Here is a 17,941-nt window from a genome sequence, read left to right on the forward strand (position 1 = left end):
GCCACACCAGCCTCAACGGCAAGTCACCCATCGACCGCGTGCCCAACCTCCCCGGGCAGAACAGCTAGGCGTCGAACCGTCACTCAGATCGGTCGAGCCGTCACCCAGATCGGTCGAGCCGTCACTCGGATCAGTCGAAGATCTCCGGCAGCTCCGACGCGCGGCCGGCGAACCGCGGGGCCCGCTTCTCACGGAAGGCGGCGACGCCCTCCTTGCCGTCGCCGACCGAGGTCCACCACATCGCGAGCGAGTCGGACAGGTGGGCCTCGAGGGGGTCGGCGGCCGCGGAGTTGCGGTAGACCAGCCGCTTGGCCAGCGCCAGCGCGACCGGCGAGCGGTCGACGACGAACGACCGCGCCAGCTCCCGGGCCACCGGCAGCAGGTCGTCGGGCTCGTGCACCGAGCGCAGCAGGCGGCCCTCGAGCGCCTGCTCGGCGGTGAGCACGTCCGCCGCGTAGATCCACTCCAGGGCCTGGGCGGTGCCCACGATCCGGGGCAGGAACCACGTCGACGCGGCCTCGGGGACGATGCCGAGCCGGCCGAAGACGAAGCCGATCCGCGCGCGGGTCGAGGCCAGCCGGAGGTCCATGGCCAGCGTCATCGTGGCGCCGATGCCGACGGCCGCGCCGTTGATCGCGGCGAGCACCGGCTTGGGGCAGGCGTGGATCGCCAGCGTCACCTTGCCGCCGGTGTCGCGCACCCCCTCGGCGTACGGCGACTCCGTGAGGTGGGCGCGCAGCCCGGCGGGCGTCGGACGGACCGACTCGTCGAGGCCGAACACGTTGCCCTCGGCCGCGAGGTCCATGCCGGCGCAGAAGGCTCGCCCGGCCCCGGTCACCACGACCGCCCGCACGTCGTCGTCGCGAGCGGCGTCGAGGAAGACCTGCTCGAGCTCGCGGGCCATGGTGAGGTCGAAGGCGTTGAGCGCGTCGGGCCGGTGCAGGGTCAGGGTGGCGACACCGTCGTCGTCCACCTCCCAGCGCAGGGTCTCCCAGTCGGCGCCGACCCGGGTCATCGCGTCCTCACCGGGGCAGCCCGGTGGTGGTGCAGAGGTCCTTGCCGATGGAGGAGGTGTCGTCGTCCTTGATCGCGTCGAACATCTGCTGGGCGCGCTCCTCGTCCCAGTTGACCGCGAAGTCGCGTACCGGGACGCTGCAGGTCAGGCCGGTGTCGCCGTTGACGCGCGTCATCGCCATCGCCCACATCGCCATCTGCAGCGGTCCGGTGCCCTCGCTGACCGCGACCGCGTCCGGCGCGGCCATGTTGAGCCGCCAGTAGCGCACCGGGTTGAGCACCGACCACGGCGAGACCGCCTCGTGCCCGATCGCGGAGACCACCTCGCGCTGGTGCGCGATGCGGTCGAGGTCGCCGTTCTCGGTGGCGTGGCGGGCCCGGGCGTACCCCAGTGCGGTGACGCCGTCGGCCTCCTGGCAGCCCTTCTCGATGTCGAGGTGCGCGAGGGGGTCCTTCATGTCCTCCTTCGGGCAGATCTCGACGCCGCCGACCGCGTCGACGAGGCCGACGAACCCGCCGAACCCGATCTCCACGAAGTGGTCGATCCGGATGCCGGTCTCGTTCTCGACGGTCTTCACCAGCAGCTTCGGCCCGCCGTAGGCGTACGCGGCGTTGATCTTCTCGGCGTCGCCATGGCCCGGGATCGACACGATCGAGTCGCGCGGGATCGACATCAGCAGGTTGGGGCCCGAGCCGGTGTGCAGGATCATGATGGTGTCGGTGCGCTGGCCCTCGGCGTTGCCGGTGCCGAGCTCCTTGCGCTGCTCCGCGGTCAGGTCGCCGCGCGAGTCGCTGCCGACCATGAGGTACGTCGTGCCGGGCTGCTCGTCGGGACGGTCGCCGTCGGGGAAGGCGTCGATCTTCTCCACCTTCGACCACGCGAACAGCGGCACCGCGACGAGGTAGACCACCCACAGCAGCAGCAGCGCGACCACCCAGCGCCAGGGGTGGAGGTTGCGCTTCCTGCCACCCGAGGACGTCGGGGCGCCGGGAGGTGGCGTGGGGCGCGGGGGCACCGGCCGGCTGGACGGTCCCGGAGGCGGGGTCCCGCGGCCGGCGCCCGGGGGCGGGGGCGGCGGGGTGGCGGACCCGGCCGGCTGCTGGGGCAGCGCCCGGGTGGCGTCCGGCGGCGGGGGAGCGCCCTGGCCGGGGCGGGAGCCGTAGAGCCAGTCGTACTCGGGCGTGCCCGGTTCGGGGGCTCCGTCGCGGGGGCGATCAGGCATGGAGAGGACGGTACCGCGCGCCTCGGGGAGGTCGACGCGGGCCGAGGGCGGCTCAGCGCGTGGTCTGCGGCACGGTGGCGACGAGCTCGCGCACGCCCTCGACGATGCCGTCCGCGAGCACGTCGAGGTCGAGCGTGGTCGCCCGGTCGCCGGTGAGGCCGAAGGCCAGCCGGCCGTGGTAGCTGAAGATCGCGGTCGAGATCCGCACGCGGTTGGCGATCGGCACGTAGGGGATGACCTCGAGCATCTCCCGCCCGAGCGCGTAGAGCGGCACCGGCGGACCCGGCACGTTGGTCGCGACGGTCGAGACCATGTGCTGGGGCAGTCGCCAGCCGATCTGCAGTCCCCAGTGCACCGAGGGGAACGGGCTGACGCCGGCCACGCCGGTGATCCCCTCGCCGGCCTCGGGCTCGTGCCAGGCGCGCAGCCCGGCGACCCGCTCGTGCACGACGCCCAGCCGCTCGACGGGGTCGGCGACGTCGACCGGCAGGAACGGCATCAGCAGGGTGACCCGGTTGTCGGGGATCGACTCCTCGCCGGGCCTTCGCGTCGAGACCGGCACCAGGGCCCGCAGGGCCCGGCGGTCGGGCGCCTCGCCGCGGGTGTCGAGCAGCGTGCGGAAGCCGGCGGAGAGCGCGGCGAGCGCCACGTCGTTGACCGACACCCCGTGGGCGTGCCGGACCGCCTGCACGTCGTCCATGGCCACGTCGGTCCACGTCCACCGCCGTCCCGGGCCGACCGGGCCGTGCAGCGAGGTGGTGTGCACCGGTCGCAGGGCGGCGGTCATCGGCAGCAGGCCGGTCAGCGCGCCGTACGTCGTGCGGGCAAGGCGCACCGGTCGGCGTGCGGCCCGGGTCACCGCGGCGGCGGCGTGCAGGGGCGAGGCCACCATCTCGCGGGCCGCCGTCGTGGTGAACCGCCAGGTGGGCTCGGGCGGGGCCGGCTCCCACGTGTCCGGGACGGCCGGGCCCGGCTCGGGCGTCAGGTCGAGCAGCAGCTGGTAGAGCTCGGTGCCGGAGACGCCGTCCACGACGCAGTGGTGGACCTTCGACAGCAGCCCCCAGCGCCCACCGGCGATGCCCTGCACGAGCGTGTACTCCCACAGCGGGCGGTCGCGGTCCATCCGCGTCGCCATCAGGTCGTTGACCAGCGTCGCGACCTCCGCCTTGCCGCCCGGCGGCGCCACCGTGGCCTCGACCAGGTGGTGGGTCAGGTCGAAGTCGGGGTCGTCGACCCAGGTCGGCGCGGCCAGGCCGAGGGGCACCCGGCGCAGCTTCTGGCGGTAGCGGGGGATGAGCGGGAGCCGGCCGGCGATCGCCGTCCGCAGCTCCTCGAGCGTCGGCGGAGGGCCGGCGAAGACCGCCAGCGAGCCGATCGCGAGCGTGACGTCCGGGTCGACGTCCTCGACCTCGAGGAACGCGTCGGCGAGCGGGGTCAGCCGGTCGGTCACGGCCCCAGTCTGACCGCGCCGGCCCGCACCGTCCCGGGCCCGACGTACCTCGCGGGTGGGCCAAAAGACCCTGTGCCCCGGCAGGACCCCGGGCGAGATTGGGGGTGGACACCCGCGTGGTCCACCGCGGGTGCGAGCAGCGGGGAGAGTGGAGGGACACGCCGTGCGCAGGCCGATCGACCCCGTCGACACCATCTGGCTGAACATGGACCGGCCGAACAACCTCATGGTCATCGAGAGCCTGATGACCTGCGCGGACCCTGTGGACTGGGACCGGCTCCGCGACACCTTCGCCGAGCGCGTGGTCGACCGCTACCCGGTCTTCCGGCAGCGCCCGGTCTTCTCGCGTGTGCCGTTGGCGATGCCGCACTGGGAGGACGATGACGGCTTCGACATCGAACGGCACCTCCACCGGCACACGCTGGAGGGGGACGACCCCGAACGCGCCCTGCAGGACTACGTCAACGGCCGGATCGACCGGCCGCTGCCGCGTGACCGACCGCTGTGGGAGCTGCACCTCCTCGATGGGTACGGCGAGGGGGCCGCGATCTACTCGCGGCTCCACCACGCGCTGGCCGACGGCATTGCGCTGCTGCAGGTGCTGCTGTCGGTGACCGACGGCCAGGCCGCGCCGGCGGAGCCGGCCGCGGCGACTGCCGGGCACGAGTCGTCCCACGGCCCGCTCGGGGCCGCGGTGCACGCTGCCGAGGCCGCGGGCGCCGCGCTCTTCGACCTCAGCCACATGATCACGCCGCACCTCCCCGAGGACGCCTTCACGCTGGCGCGCAAGACCGCCTCCGTGGCCGCCAAGCTGACCCTCAGCCACCGCCCGGCGACCGCGCTGATCGGGTCGGCCGGCCAGGGGAAGCACGCCGTGTGGGCACCGCCGTTCCCGCTCGCCGACGTCGTGGAGGTCGGGCACCGCACCGGCACCACGGTCAACGACGTGCTGGTCGCTGCGCTGGCCGGCGCTGTCTCGACCTACCTGCAGGAGCACGACGGCGACGCCGTGGACCTGCCGACGATGGTGCCGGTCAACCTCCGCTCGGCCGACGAGCCGCCGCCGCGCGAGCTGGGCAACAAGTTCGCACTGGTGCTGCTGAGCCTGCCCTCGGGGCTCGAGACACCGTTCGCGCGGCTGGCCGAGACCAAGCGCCGGATGGACGAGATCAAGCACTCGCCCGAGGCCGTGCTGACCTTCGGCATCATCCGCGGCATCGGCCGCACCGGGCGCGAGATGGAGCGTCACCTCGTCGACTTCTTCGCCGACAAGGCCAGCGGCGTGACCACCAACGTGCCGGGCCCGCGGGAGCCGCGCTACCTGGCCGGGAGCCGGATCACCTCGATGCTCGGCTGGGTGCCGCAGTCGGGGAACCAGACCCTGGGCACCTGCATCTTCACCTACGACGGCAACGTGCACGTGGGCTTCAAGACCGACGCCGACACGATCACCCACCCCGACCGGCTGGTCGAGGCCTTCCACGAGGAGCTGCTGCGGCTGGTGGCGATGGCGCGCGAGCCGGAGGAGACCACGGCGCGCTAGGTTGCGGGGCCATGGACGCCCGCCCGCCGTCGTACGCCCGTGTCTCGCTGGCGCTGATGACCCACAGCGCCGAGGCCAACCTCCTCGGCAACGTGCACGGCGGCGAGATCATGAAGCTCGCCGACTCCACCGCCGGGGCCGTCGCGTCGCGGCACAGCGGCGGGCCGGCCGTCACCGCGCAGATGGACGAGATGGCCTTCCTGCATCCGGTGCACGTGGGCGACATCGTGCGCACCTCGGCGCAGGTCAACTGGGCCGGCCGCTCGTCGATGGAGATCGGCGTCCGGGTCGAGGCTCAGCCGTGGAACGACGCCTCCGACGCGCCGCGGCACGTCGCCTCGGCGTACTTCGTCTTCGTGGCGGTCGACGAGGCGGGCCGGCCGCGGCCGGTGCCGGGGCTGGCTCCCGAGACGCCCGACGAGGAGCGCCGGATGCGCGAGGCGGAGATCCGGCGCCGGCACCGCCTCGCCCGGAAGAACGCGATCGAGAGCGATCGCCTGTCCTAAGGTCGTCGGCATGGCCGTCGACTCGATGAACAAGGTGATCCACGCTGCGGTCCGCCGCGACCTGGCCCGCCTCGACGCCGCACTCGGGAGCGCGCGCGAGGGTGACCGGGAACGCGCCGCCGACCTGCACCGGGGCTGGGCGTTCGTGCACGACAAGCTCGACAAGCACCACCGGCAGGAGGAGGAGCTGATCTTCCCCGCGGTGGTCGGGTTCGGCGTCGACCCCGCCCTGGTTGCGACGATGGAGTCCGAGCACGACGCGATGATGACCGCGCTCGGCGACCTCGACGCCGCGATGACGGCGTACGCCGGGTCCGCGAGCCGCGCCGACGCCGACGCGGCGGGGGAGGCGGTGCGCCGCGGCTCCGACGTGGTCGAGCGCCACCTCGCCCACGAGGAGGCCGAGCTCGAGCCGGCGATCGCGCCCTACCTCGGCTCCGACGGCTGGAAGGCCGTGGAGAAGCAGCTGCGCACGATGCCGCCGGTCGAGGCGGGCTGGTACTTCGCGTGGCTGCGCGACGGCGGCTCGCCCGAGGCCCAGCAGTTCCTCGCCGACACCATCCCCCGGCCGGTCCTGACCGTGCTCAGCGGCGTGCTCGGCCGCGGCTACCGCCGCTCCATCGCCTCCGTCTGGCGCTGACCCCCCGCCCGCCGAGGTGGCGGCGCCGGCCCGCCGAGGTGGGAGGAATGGCGACGCGAGGTGGGAGAGATGGCGACGCGAGGAGGGAGAAATGGTCGCCGGGTGCGGGCGCGTCGCTCCCGCGTGTGACGGGTGTGACTGGTGATACTTGCGGGGCACTGCTCTTCCCCCGCAGCCGCCCCGAGCGGCTGTGCCCAGCAGAGAGGCCCCGCCCATGGCGACTGGGCTGCCCGCCCCTACCCCCGGCCCGCGGCACGGCCGCAGCGCCGGTGACCGCGCCGCGCGCGTGCGCTTCCGCCGGGCGGTGGCGCTGATGCTGATGACGCTCGTCCTGCCCGGCTCGGCCCAGGTGGTGGCCGGCAACCGGCGGGTCGGCCTGATCGCGCTCTACGTCTGGTTCACCGTGCTCGTCGTCGCCGTCGGGTCGGCGGTCGCCGGCCTGCTGTGGCACGGGTTCGTCTTCTGGTTCGCCTTCGACCCGCTGGCCCTGGCCGCGCTGCGTCTGCTGCTGATGGCCCTCGCCGTGGGCTGGGCCATGCTCTTCATGGACGCCTGGCGGCTGGGCCAGCCGCTGAGCCTGAGCATCAACCACCGCCGTGCGGTGGTCGGCGTGAACGGCGTGCTCAGCCTCACCGTGGCCGGCGTGCTGCTCTTCGGCGCCCACCTGGTCGCCGTCCAGCGCGACTTCACGCTGGCGATGTTCGGCGACGGCGCCACGAGCAGCCCCACCGACGGCCGCTACAACGTGCTGCTGGTCGGCGGCGACTCCGGTGCCGGGCGCGTGGGGCTCCGCACCGACTCCATGACGGTCGCCAGCATCGACGAGGAGACGGGCAGGACCGTGCTGATCGGGCTGCCGCGCAACATGGCCGACGTCCCGTTCCGCAAGGGGTCGGTCATGCACCAGCAGTTCCCCCACGGCTTCGACTGCGACGGCTGCTACCTCAACGCCGTGAGCACCTGGGCCGGGGACAACCCGCAGCTCTTCCCCCACTCTGACAATCCCGGCATCGACGCCACGATCATGGCGGTCGAGGGCATCACGGGCCTGAAGATCAACTACTGGGCGATGGTGAACCTCGAGGGGTTCAAGGACCTCGTGGACGCCGTCGGCGGCGTGACGCTCAACGTGCGCCAGCCGATCGCGGTCGGTGGCATCGGCGAGAACGTCAAGGGCTACATCCAGCCCGGCGTGCGGCACCTCGACGGCTACGACACCCTCTGGTACGCCCGCACCCGCGAGGACTCCGACGACTACTCCCGCATGGCCCGCCAGAAGTGCGTGATGAACGCGATGCTGCACCAGATCAGCCCGCAGGTCGCCCTGAAGAACTTCGAGGCCATCGCGAGCGCCAGTTCCGACATGGTCTCCACGAACATCCCGGCGGCCGACGTCGGCAACTTCATCGACCTCGCGCTCAAGGCGCGCAGCCAGAAGGTCTCCACCGTCTCGCTGGTGCCGCCGCTCATCGACACCGCGCACCCCGACATCCCGCTGATCCAGTCCACGATCGTCGACGCCCTGGAGCGCTCGCGCAGCGGCGAGCCCGCTGCCGGCTCCGGCGACGGCAAGAAGAAGCACCGCGCCCCCCAGACGACCACCGGCGGCTCCATCGGCTCCCTGTCCACCGGCTACGCGGCCAACTCCTCCGACGACCTCGGCTCCGCCTGCTGACTGCCACCTCGGCGGGTGATCGTAGGGTGTCAGCCGTGGTGGGCGACGGCGACGGACGACGGATCGTCGCGGTGGTCGTCACCTTCAACCGGCTGGCCCTGCTCGAGAGGCTGGTGGCGCGGCTGCACGAGGAGCCGCTGCTGGCCGAGGTGGTCGTCGTCGACAACGCCTCGACCGACGGGACCGGGGCGTGGCTGGCTGCCCGGGCGGCGCAGGAACCGGACGGGCCGGTGCTCGTGCCCGTGCAGCTCGACCGCAACCGGGGTGGCGCGGGCGGGTTCCACGAGGGGCTGCGCGTGGCCGTCGAGCGCGGTGCCGACCTGGTGTGGCTGATGGACGACGACGGGTTGCCCGACGCCGGCTGCCTCGGCGCGCTCCTGCTGCACGACTTCGACTTCTGGGGCCCGGTCGTGGTCGACGAGGCCGACGCCGCCCGGCTGGTGTTCCCGATCCGCCTGCCCGGCGGCACCCGCGTCGTCCACGACATGCGCGACGTCCGCGCCGCGGCCACCGGCGGCGTGATCCGCGACGTCGTCATCCCGTTCAACGGCGTGCTGGTCACCCGCGCGCTGGTGGAGCGGATCGGGCTGCCGCGTGAGGAGTTCTTCATCTGGGGCGACGACCACGAGTACCGCCTGCGCGCCGAGCGCGCCGGCGGCCGGGTCGCGACCGTCGTCGACACCGCCGTCCGCCACCCCAGCGTCGGCGACCTCGGGACGCCGATGATGTTCGGCCGCACGACCTACAACCACAGCCCGAGCGACCTCAAGCACTACTGCATGGCCCGCAACAACCTGCTCAACCTGCGTGACTACCGCGGGTGGCCGCACGCCCTCGCGTTCGTCGCCAAGACCGTGTGGTTCTACACCTTCACCCGCCGCGACCCCGCCCGCCTGCGGCTCAGCCTCGAGGCGATGCGGGCCGGGCTGCGCGGTGACTTCACGGGTCACGAGAGGTTCCTCCGGTGAGCACCGCGCCCGAGACCGTCGCGGTCGTCGTCGTCACCCACAACCGCGCCGACCTGCTCCTGCACATGCTCGACGGCCTGCGCGCGCAGACCCACGCCCCCGACGCGGTCATCGTCGTCGACAACGCCAGTGGCGACCACACCTCCGACGTGCTCGCCTTCCACGACCTCCCCGGCCTCCAGGTGCTGCGCAGCGAGGACAACCTCGGCGGGGCCGGCGGCTTCCACCTCGGCATGAAGACCGCCCACGCCCAGGGGTTCGACCGGGTGTGGCTGATGGACGACGACGTGGTGCCAGCGCCCGACTGCCTCGCGGTCCTGATGTCGTACGACGGGGACTGCCTGATGGCGGTCCGCGAGGACCGGAACGGTCACCTCGTGGAGAAGGCGGCGCTGCGCTTCGACCTCTCCAGCCCGTTCGCGATCAAGCCGAAGACCGCGATGGTCGAGACCACGTACGGCGAGCGGTCGGCCATGCCGCCGACGGTCGAGCTCGAGAACGTCGCCTTCGAGGGCTTCATGGTGCGGCGCCGGGTAGTCGACACGATCGGCATGCCCGACCCGTCGTACTTCATCTTCTACGACGACGTCGACTTCGCCCTGCGCGCACGGCGGGCCGGCTTCCGGATCCTCGGCGTACGCGACGCGGTGCTGGTGCGCCAGCTCGACTTCAGCCAGCAGCACGCCCTCGACACGTGGAAGGGGTTCTACATGTACCGGAACCTCTTCGTCGTCCACCTCCGGTACGGCGAGAACGTGCTGGTCCGCCTCAAGCCGTGGCTGATCACCGCGGTCGTCGTGCTGCTCAGCCCGGTGCGCGGCGGACGTGCCGAGGCGTCCAATGTGATCCGGGCCATGCGCGCCGCGCGGGGAATGCGGAGTCTCCCGCCCACGACCGTAGACTGACCAACTGCCGCAACCGCCGAGGAGTAGATGTCTTGACCGCCCCCGCCCCCGTGACCGACCGCGCGCAGTCCGGCCTCCCTGACCTCGTCGTCGTCGGATCCGGCTTCTTCGGGCTGACCATCGCCGAGCGCTGTGCGACCGATCTCGGCCTCAAGGTCCTGGTGCTCGAGCGTCGCCACCACCTCGGCGGCAACGCGTACAGCGAGGCGGAGCCGGAGACCGGCATCGAGGTGCACGTCTACGGGGCGCACCTCTTCCACACCTCCAACGAGCGGGTGTGGGAGTACGTCAACCGGTTCACGACGTTCACCAACTACCAGCACCGCGTCTTCGCCCGCTACCAGGGGCAGGTCTACTCCTTCCCGATGAACCTCGGGCTGATCAACCAGTTCTTCGGCAAGAGCCACACGCCCGACGAGGCGCGCGCGCTGATCGCGGAGCAGGCCAGCGAGATCGCCACCGAGGACGCCACCAACCTCGAGGAGAAGGCGATCAGCCTGATCGGGCGCCCGCTCTACGAGGCGTTCGTCAAGGGCTACACCGCCAAGCAGTGGCAGACCGACCCGACCGAGCTGAGCGCCGACATCATCACCCGGCTGCCGGTCCGCTACACGTTCAACAACCGCTACTTCAACGACAAGTACGAGGGCCTGCCGACCGACGGCTACACCGCGTGGCTGGAGCGGATGGCCGACCACCCCAACATCGAGGTCCGCCTCGAGACCGACTTCTTCGACGTCGCCGACGAGTTCAAGGGCAAGGTCCCGATCGTCTACACGGGTCCGGTCGACGAGTACTTCGGCAACTCCGAGGGCCGCCTGTCGTGGCGCACCGTCGACCTCGAGCCCGAGGTCATGGCCGTCGACGACTTCCAGGGCACCTCGGTGATGAACTACAACGACCGCGAGGTCCCCTACACCCGGATCCACGAGTTCAAGCACTTCCACCCCGAGCGCGAGTACGCCGACGCGAAGGGCAAGACCGTGATCGTGCGGGAGTACTCCCGGGCCGCCGAGATCGGCGACGAGCCGTACTACCCGATCAACACCGCCGAGGACCGCGAGAAGCTCCTGCGCTACCGCGAGCTGGCCAAGAAGGAGCCGATGGTGCTCTTCGGCGGTCGCCTCGGCACCTACAAGTACCTCGACATGCACATGGCGATCGGTTCCGCGCTGTCGATGTACGACAACGTGCTCCGCCCGCACTTCGCCGAGGGCGCCGAGCTGACCAGCGGAGGAGTCGACGAGTGAGCGTCACCCACACCCAGACCCACGCGGACCCCGAGAGCACGAGCACGCCCGGCACCGTCCGTCGCCTGCTGCAGCGGCAGATCATGCCGCGCGGCCGCGACACCGACGTGATCCGCCTCTACGTCGACCCGGACCCGGCCGTCCTCGACGCCGACAAGTACGAGATCGGCCACAACCGCCAGGCGCAGGAGCTCAACGCCGTCGCGATGCGGCAGGCCGTCGGCACCGGCACCCAGGTGCACCCCGACCAGATCGAGTCGCGCACGGCGTACCGCCTCAAGATGGGCGACAAGCTGTCGTTCGGCACCTACTTCAACGCGTTCCCGGCGTCGTACTGGCGCCGCTGGACGATCGTCGACGAGGTCCGGCTGACGGTACGCCTGCGCGGCGCCGGCGCCACCGTGACCGTCTACCGCTCGCTGGCCAACGGCCGCTCGCAGCGGGTCGACAGCGCCACCAACGAGGGGGCCTCCGGTGAGTACTCCTTCGACCTGACGCTCAAGCCCTTCGTGGACGGCGGCTGGTACTGGTACGACGTCGTCGCCGCCGACGACGACTGCGTGGTCGAGACGGCCGAGTGGTCCGCCGAGGTGCCCGCCGACCGCGCCGACCACGGCACGGTGACCATCGGCATCACCACCATGAACCGCCCCGACTTCTGCGCCAAGCTGCTCTCCCAGCTCGGCGACTCGCTGATGCTGGACGGCTACCTCGACGAGGTCGTCGTGATGGAGCAGGGCAAGGACAAGGTCGTCGACTCGGAGTTCTTCCCCGCGGCCGAGAAGGCGCTCGGTGAGAAGCTGCGCATCATCGAGCAGGGCAACATCGGCGGCTCGGGCGGCTTCGCCCGGGCGCAGTACGAGGGCCTCAAGTCCAGCTCGCGCTACGTGATGATGCTCGACGACGACGTGGAGATCGAGACCGAGGGCATCATCCGGGCGGTCACCTTCGGCGACCTGTGCCGCAAGACGACGATCGTCGGCGGCCACATGTTCAGCCTCTTCCACAAGACCCAGCTCCACAGCTGGGGCGAGCGGGTCGCGCCGTACACCTTCTGGTGGGGCTCGGCCCCCGGCGTCTTCCCCGGCTGGGACCTCGGCGCGCGCAACATCCGCTCCACCCGCTGGCTGCACGCCCGCATCGACGTGGACTACAACGGCTGGTTCATGTGCCTGATCCCGCGCGAGGTGATCGCCGACATCGGGCTCTCGCTCCCGCTCTTCATCAAGTGGGACGACTCCGAGTACGGCCTGCGGGCCAAGGAGGCCGGCTACCCGACCGTCACCTTCCCGGGTGCCGCGGTCTGGCACGTGCCGTGGACCGACAAGAACGACGCGCTCGACTGGCAGTCCTACTTCCACCAGCGCAACCGGTTCATCGCGGCGCTGCTGCACTCGCAGTACCCCCGCGGCGGGCGCCTGATCCGCGAGAGCTTCAACCACCAGGTCAAGCACCTGGTCTCGATGCAGTACTCCACCGTCGAGCTGAGGCACAAGGCGCTCGAGGACGTCCTCGCCGGTCCGCACGGGCTGCACGCCCTGCTGCCGACCACGCTGCCCGAGATCCGCGAGATGGTGAAGGGCTTCGACGACGCCACGCTCGCCTCCGACCCGGCGGCGGCCTTCCCCGAGGTCAAGCGGCACAAGCTGCCCCGCAAGGGCAAAGAGGCCTCGCCCGTGATCTCGGGCCGTCAGGCCACCGTGCAGGCGCTGCTCCAGCCGCTGCGCCAGCTGCGCAAGCCGCGCGACCTCGCCCAGGTGCACCCGGAGGCCGAGATCATGGCCCAGGACGCCAAGTGGCACAAGATCGCACGCTACGACTCCGCGATCGTCACCATGCCCGACGGCACGGCCGCCGCGATGTACCGCCGCGACCGCGAGAAGTTCGCGGACCTGCTCAAGCGGACCGTCGCGATCCACCGTCGGCTCGCGGCCGAGTGGGACGACCTCGCCCGGCAGTACCGCGCGGCCCTCGACGAGATCACCTCGCCGGAGGAGTGGGAGAAGACCTTCGGCCCGTGGCTGGACCGCGATGAGTGAGCAGCGGGCGGCGTACGACGTCGCGCACCTCCCGCTCACCTCACCGTCCGCCACCAGCGGCCTGCTCGAGGTCTTCCGCCGGCGCTACCTCCTCACCCTGCTCGTGCGCCGCGAGATCATGGCGCGCTACCAGGGCACGGTGCTGGGCCTGATCTGGTCCTACGTCAACCCGCTCTCGCAGTTCCTCATCTACTGGTTCGTGATCGGCAAGATCCTCAACCTGCACAAGGAGGTCGAGCAGTTCGCGGTCCACATCTTCTGCGGGCTGATCGTCGTCCACTTCTTCAACGAGACGATGAACGCCGGCACGCGCTCGATCGTGAAGAACAAGTCGCTGGTGCAGAAGATGGCCGTGCCGCGGGAGATGTTCCCCGTTGCCTCGATGCTGGTGTCGGCGTTCCACGTCGGGCCGCAGCTGGTCATCCTGACGGTCGCCTGCGCCTGGTTGGGGTGGATACCCGATCCAGCCGGAATGGTCGGGTTCGTGATCGCCCTGCTGATCGCGATGACGCTCGGCATCGCGATCGCGCTCACGCTCAGCTGCGCGAACGTGTTCCTGCGTGACATCAGCAACGCCCTGAGCATCATGACCAACCTCGTGCGCTTCGGCGTCCCGATGATCTGGTCCTACTCGATGGCCGACGATCGGCTGGGCACCGTCGGTGCGCAGCTCATCCTCTACAACCCGCTCACGATCGCCGTCCTGCTGATCCAGCGTGCCTTCTGGATCGGCACGACCGAGCACCCCGACCTCTCCAACGCCACCGAGATGCCCGACCACCTCCTCGAGCGCGGCCTGGCCGCGCTGGCGACCGGCCTGGTGCTCCTCGTGATCGGGCAGAAGGTCTTCACCCGCCTCGAGGGCAGAGTTCCGGAGCGTCTCTAGGCATGACCGAGTCAATCGTCTGTCGCAACGTGTCCAAGCGGTTCACGTTGCGGTACCACCGAACCCTGAAGCAGATGGCGCTCGCGAGCGTGCGTCGTCAGGACCTCAGCGACACGTTCCTGGCCGTGAACGACGTGTCGTTCACCATCCAGCAGGGCGAGTCCATCGGCCTGATGGGCCTGAACGGCTCGGGCAAGAGCACGCTGCTGAAGCTGATCAACGGCATCATGCGGCCCGACGCGGGGGAGGTGCTCACCCGGGGCCGGATCGCCGGGCTGATCGCCACCGGCGCGGGCTTCCACCCGCAGCTGAGCGGCCGCGACAACGTCTTCCTCAACGCTGCCGTGCTCGGGCTGACCGAGGCCGAGACGCGGGCCAAGTTCGACGAGATCGTCGACTTCGCCGACATCGGCAAGCACCTCGACAGCCCGGTCGGCCACTACAGCTCAGGCATGTTCGCCCGGCTCGGCTTCGCGGTGGCGATCCACGTCGACAGCGACATCTTCCTGGCTGACGAGGTGCTCGCCGTCGGTGACAAGCCGTTCAAGCGCAAGTGCATGGCCAAGATGCAGGAGGTCCGCGACAGCGGCCGGACTCTGCTCTACGTGAGTCACTCCCCGGGCTCCGTGAGGAAGATGTGCGACCGCGTCCTCGTGCTCGAGGACGGGCGCCTGGGGTACGACGGTCCCGTCCCCGAGGGCATCCGGTACCTCAAGTACGACGGTGACGAGGGCGACGAGGAGCTGCAGGCCGACGACGAGCTCGGCGCCGACATCTGAGCCTCCCGGGGACGGGCGCCGCACGGTCTGGACCACCCGGGCCCGTGGACCGACGAACCGGGTCCTTCGCGGCGTGTCGACTGGAAATTACAGTCGTGTAGTTACTCAGTTCCCTTGCGGTCACCCGTGTGACTGGTGTGAAACTTGCTACTCGTGTGAACTTCCCGCCGCACACTGGAGTAGCCCCCCATGCGTCCGAGCCAGGCCCGTTTCGTCACCACCTGCCAGCAGCTCCTGGCTCTCGCGGTGGTGTGTGCCGTCCTCACACCGGCGGCCGCGGTGGTCTCCCTCGACGTGGTCCGGGACGCGCCTGCCGGCGCTGACCCGGGCCGCCAGGCGCCGGTCGTCGCACTCTCGGCGTACGCCCGCGAGGAGCACCGCTCGTCGGTGCTGCCCGCGGGTCCCGTCGAAGCCCAGGTCGACGAGTACCCGTTGACTGCGGCGACCGGCCGCCGGACCTCGACGGCGGGGGAGTCCTCGCCGTCCCGTGCCCCGCTCGGGGTGGTGACGCGCAGGGTCGCCAACGCCGGCACCGTGCTCGTCAGCCGCCCCGAGCGGGTGCAGGGCTACGGCTCGGTGGGCATCACCTGGGACCGGGGCGCCACCCCGCCCGGCGCCGACCTCGCCTTCTCCGCGCGCCTGCTGACCGACGGCACCTGGTCGTCGTGGATCGACATCCCCTACGACCCCGAGCACGCGCCCGACCCGGGCACCGCCGAGGCCCGCCACGCCCGCCCCGGGACCGACATCCTGCTCGTCGGCAAGGTCGACCGGGTGCAGGTCCGCTCGACCAGCACCGCGACCCAGCCGGCCGGCATGTCCCTGGCCGTGGTGGACCCCGGCCACCCCGAGGCGACCGAGAAGGCGCCGGCGGCCTTCCAGGCCACCTCCGACGGTGTCGTGGCGAACACCGGCTCCTCGACCACGGCGGCGACCACCGCGCAGCGCGCCACCACGAGCGCGAAGACGCGGGTCACCCCCGAGCCGACCATCTACTCCCGCGCGCAGTGGGGCGCCAACGAGCGGCTGCGCGATCGCAGCTCGCTGCACTACTACGAGGTGCACGCCGGCTTCGTCCACCACACGGTGAACGCCAACGACTACACCCGCCGCGAGGTGCCGGGGATCATCCGCAGCATCTACGCCTACCACGTGCAGTCGCGGGGCTGGAGCGACATCGGCTACAACTTCCTCGTCGACAAGTTCGGCCGTGTCTGGGAGGGCCGCTACGGCGGCGTCGACCGCCCCGTCGTCGGCGCGCACACGCTGTACTACAACGAGTACTCCTTCGCGATGTCGGCCATCGGCAACTTCGAGACCACCCGGCCGCGCGACGTGATGCTGCAGGCCTACGGCAGCCTCTTCGCCTGGAAGCTCTCGCTGCACGGTGTCGACGCCGGGTCCACCGACCAGCTCGTGGGCAGCACCCACTTCCAGGCGATCAACGGCCACCGCGACGCTGCGTCGACGGCGTGTCCCGGGCGGCACCTCTACGCCGAGCTCCCGACGATCCGTGAGTACGCCGAGGCCGCCCAGCGCAGCTGGGCGGGCCGTGACCTGCAGTCCGACATCGCCGCGGCTCCCTACCCCGACCTGGTCGTACGGCGGGCCGGCGACGGCAAGGCCTTCATCATCCCGACCGGCGGTCTGCTCGGCTTCGACAAGACGAGGGTCACCCCGGACGTCTGGCTGGGCCGCGACCTCGTGATCGGCTCCCCCGACCTCACCGGTGACGGCATCGGCGACCTCGTCTCGCGCAACGCCGAGACCGGCCGCGCGGTGGTCCGCCCCGGCAGCGACACCGGGTTCGGGACCGGCATCCGGGCCACCGACGCCCTGGCCGGACGCGACCTGGTCACGGCCGCCGGCGACCTCGACGGCGACGGCGACAACGACCTCGTGGCCCGCAACAAGGAGTCGGGCCTCGCCAACGTCTACCTCGGCGGCGGCAACGGCAGCCTGACCCGGCGCGCCACGGACGTGGACCTCAGCTCCTACGACCTGCTCGCGGGTGCCGGCGACCTCGACGGCGACGGCAACGCCGACCTCGTCGCGCGCGACCGGTCCGGTCACCTGTGGCTGCTGCCCGGCACGGGCACCCGGAACCTCGGGGACCCCGTGGCGGTGGCCGGTGACGGGTGGGGGCGCTACGACAGCATCACCGGCCTGGCCGACTACACCCGCGACGGCAACGCCGACCTCCTGGTCCGCGTGCGCGGCGGCGCGGCGTACGTGCTCGGCGGGCGCGGGGACGGCACCTTCACCCGTCGGCACGGCCCCTACGACCGGCTCGCGACCGGCGGCCGCCTCTTCGGCGTCGGCAACGTGATGGGCACCGGCGCGGCCGACGTGGTCGCCCGCCGCGGCGACGACCTGCTCACCTTCCAGAACAACGGTCACCGCGACCTGGGCACCCCGATCGCCACGGGCCTCGACGTCTCGGGTGCGGACCGCCTCCTCAACGTCGGCGACTGGGACCGCGACGGCCACAACGACATCGTCACCCGGCGGGCCAGCGACGGCACCCTGTTCGTCCGGCTCGGCGACGGCCGCGGCGGCTTCTCCGACGGCGTCAAGATCGGCGAGGGCTTCGGGAAGGTGCGCCTGCTCGCGGCGGTCGGTGACATGACCGGCGACGGCTTCCCCGACCTGATGGGCCAGCCGAGCGGTGGCTCCATGAGGATCTACCCCGGCCGCGGCCTGCGCGAGATGGGCGCGGGGTACGTCGCCCACAGCCCGATCGAGGCGGGGCGCCAGGTCGGCCTCGGCCGCTGGGACAAGGACGGCGCGCCCGACTCGCTGTTCCGGCGGGGCGACCAGCTCGTGTACTTCCGCGGCAACGGCCCGGGCGGCCTGATGACCTCGCACGCCGTCTCCGGCGACGTCCGGCGCTACGACTGGATGGTCGGCGTCAGCGACCTCACCGGGGCCGGACGCTCCGACCTGCTGGTGCGCACCCGTGCCGGTGACCTCTACGCGCTGCGCTCGACGCCGAAGGGCTTCGGGGCGCCGCGCTTCCTGGGAGGGGGCATGGACCGCTACGACCTGGTGGGGTGACCCGCC

Annotated in this window: 14 protein-coding genes; 11 read left to right on the forward strand and 3 right to left on the reverse strand. The window is 71.5% G+C overall.

What is annotated here, in order from left to right:
- Positions 1-130: 130 nt before the first annotated feature.
- The 3 genes from ACFPGP_RS17720 to ACFPGP_RS17730 are packed head-to-tail and all read right to left on the reverse strand — an operon-like array spanning position 131 to position 3,687.
- The gene (locus ACFPGP_RS17720) at positions 131-1,015 is read right to left on the reverse strand and encodes a crotonase/enoyl-CoA hydratase family protein (RefSeq protein ID WP_378592142.1); all 885 of its coding nucleotides are present in this window, start codon (positions 1,013-1,015) and stop codon (positions 131-133) included.
- Positions 1,016-1,022: 7 nt separating this feature from the next.
- The gene (locus tag ACFPGP_RS17725) at positions 1,023-2,237 is read right to left on the reverse strand and encodes an LCP family protein (RefSeq protein ID WP_378592143.1); all 1,215 of its coding nucleotides are present in this window, start codon (positions 2,235-2,237) and stop codon (positions 1,023-1,025) included.
- A 52-nt stretch (positions 2,238-2,289) separates the two neighbouring features.
- Positions 2,290-3,687 carry a wax ester/triacylglycerol synthase family O-acyltransferase gene (locus ACFPGP_RS17730; RefSeq protein WP_378592144.1) on the reverse strand — a complete coding sequence of 466 codons (1,398 nt, stop codon included), beginning with the start codon at positions 3,685-3,687 and terminating at the stop codon, positions 2,290-2,292.
- Positions 3,688-3,850: 163 nt separating this feature from the next.
- Between ACFPGP_RS17730 and ACFPGP_RS17735 the strand changes: the two genes are divergently transcribed.
- From ACFPGP_RS17735 to ACFPGP_RS17785, 11 genes are all read left to right on the forward strand, one after another.
- Complete coding sequence (locus ACFPGP_RS17735) at positions 3,851-5,230, forward strand: wax ester/triacylglycerol synthase family O-acyltransferase (protein WP_378592145.1); 1,380 nt, start codon at positions 3,851-3,853, stop codon at positions 5,228-5,230.
- Between the two features lie 11 nt (positions 5,231-5,241).
- A complete protein-coding gene (locus tag ACFPGP_RS17740) occupies positions 5,242-5,736 on the forward strand; it encodes an acyl-CoA thioesterase (protein ID WP_378592146.1) in 495 nt (164 codons plus the stop codon).
- A 10-nt stretch (positions 5,737-5,746) separates the two neighbouring features.
- The gene (locus ACFPGP_RS17745; protein WP_378592147.1) at positions 5,747-6,376 is read left to right on the forward strand and encodes a hemerythrin domain-containing protein; all 630 of its coding nucleotides are present in this window, start codon (positions 5,747-5,749) and stop codon (positions 6,374-6,376) included.
- Between the two features lie 214 nt (positions 6,377-6,590).
- Positions 6,591-8,051, forward strand: a complete 1,461-nt coding sequence (locus ACFPGP_RS17750; RefSeq protein ID WP_378592148.1) for an LCP family protein — start codon at positions 6,591-6,593, stop codon at positions 8,049-8,051.
- 35 nt (positions 8,052-8,086) lie between these two features.
- Positions 8,087-9,019, forward strand: a complete 933-nt coding sequence (locus ACFPGP_RS17755) for a glycosyltransferase family 2 protein (RefSeq protein ID WP_378592150.1) — start codon at positions 8,087-8,089, stop codon at positions 9,017-9,019.
- A complete protein-coding gene (locus ACFPGP_RS17760; RefSeq protein ID WP_378592152.1) occupies positions 9,016-9,924 on the forward strand; it encodes a glycosyltransferase family 2 protein in 909 nt (302 codons plus the stop codon). Before ACFPGP_RS17755 ends, ACFPGP_RS17760 begins: the two co-directional genes overlap by 4 nt.
- A gap of 32 nt (positions 9,925-9,956) precedes the next feature.
- On the forward strand, positions 9,957-11,174 hold the full coding sequence (gene glf, locus ACFPGP_RS17765) for a UDP-galactopyranose mutase (RefSeq protein ID WP_378592153.1): 1,218 nt from the start codon (positions 9,957-9,959) through the stop codon (positions 11,172-11,174).
- The gene (locus tag ACFPGP_RS17770) at positions 11,171-13,213 is read left to right on the forward strand and encodes a glycosyltransferase (protein WP_378592154.1); all 2,043 of its coding nucleotides are present in this window, start codon (positions 11,171-11,173) and stop codon (positions 13,211-13,213) included. Before glf ends, ACFPGP_RS17770 begins: the two co-directional genes overlap by 4 nt.
- Positions 13,206-14,099: an ABC transporter permease gene (locus ACFPGP_RS17775; RefSeq protein ID WP_378592155.1), complete on the forward strand. Its 894-nt coding sequence runs from the start codon at positions 13,206-13,208 to the stop codon at positions 14,097-14,099. The genes ACFPGP_RS17770 and ACFPGP_RS17775 overlap by 8 nt, the downstream gene beginning before the upstream one ends.
- Before the next feature lie 2 nt (positions 14,100-14,101).
- Positions 14,102-14,878, forward strand: coding sequence for an ABC transporter ATP-binding protein (locus tag ACFPGP_RS17780; protein WP_378592156.1), 777 nt, complete (start codon positions 14,102-14,104; stop codon positions 14,876-14,878).
- Between the two features lie 189 nt (positions 14,879-15,067).
- Positions 15,068-17,935, forward strand: a complete 2,868-nt coding sequence (locus ACFPGP_RS17785) for an FG-GAP-like repeat-containing protein (RefSeq protein WP_378592157.1) — start codon at positions 15,068-15,070, stop codon at positions 17,933-17,935.
- Positions 17,936-17,941 lie beyond the last annotated feature (6 nt).

The organism is Nocardioides taihuensis (genome assembly GCF_042657275.1).
Classification (GTDB): Bacteria; Actinomycetota; Actinomycetes; order Propionibacteriales; family Nocardioidaceae; genus Nocardioides; species Nocardioides taihuensis.

Coding starts and splice junctions, on each gene's coding strand:
- ACFPGP_RS17720 (WP_378592142.1), bottom strand. CDS start 1,015: ATGACCCGGGTCGGCGCCGACTGGGAGACCCTGCGCTGGGAGGTGGAC.
- ACFPGP_RS17725 (WP_378592143.1), bottom strand. CDS start 2,237: ATGCCTGATCGCCCCCGCGACGGAGCCCCCGAACCGGGCACGCCCGAG.
- ACFPGP_RS17740 (WP_378592146.1), top strand. CDS start 5,242: ATGGACGCCCGCCCGCCGTCGTACGCCCGTGTCTCGCTGGCGCTGATG.
- ACFPGP_RS17745 (WP_378592147.1), top strand. CDS start 5,747: ATGGCCGTCGACTCGATGAACAAGGTGATCCACGCTGCGGTCCGCCGC.
- ACFPGP_RS17750 (WP_378592148.1), top strand. CDS start 6,591: ATGGCGACTGGGCTGCCCGCCCCTACCCCCGGCCCGCGGCACGGCCGC.
- ACFPGP_RS17775 (WP_378592155.1), top strand. CDS start 13,206: ATGAGTGAGCAGCGGGCGGCGTACGACGTCGCGCACCTCCCGCTCACC.
- ACFPGP_RS17780 (WP_378592156.1), top strand. CDS start 14,102: ATGACCGAGTCAATCGTCTGTCGCAACGTGTCCAAGCGGTTCACGTTG.
- ACFPGP_RS17785 (WP_378592157.1), top strand. CDS start 15,068: ATGCGTCCGAGCCAGGCCCGTTTCGTCACCACCTGCCAGCAGCTCCTG.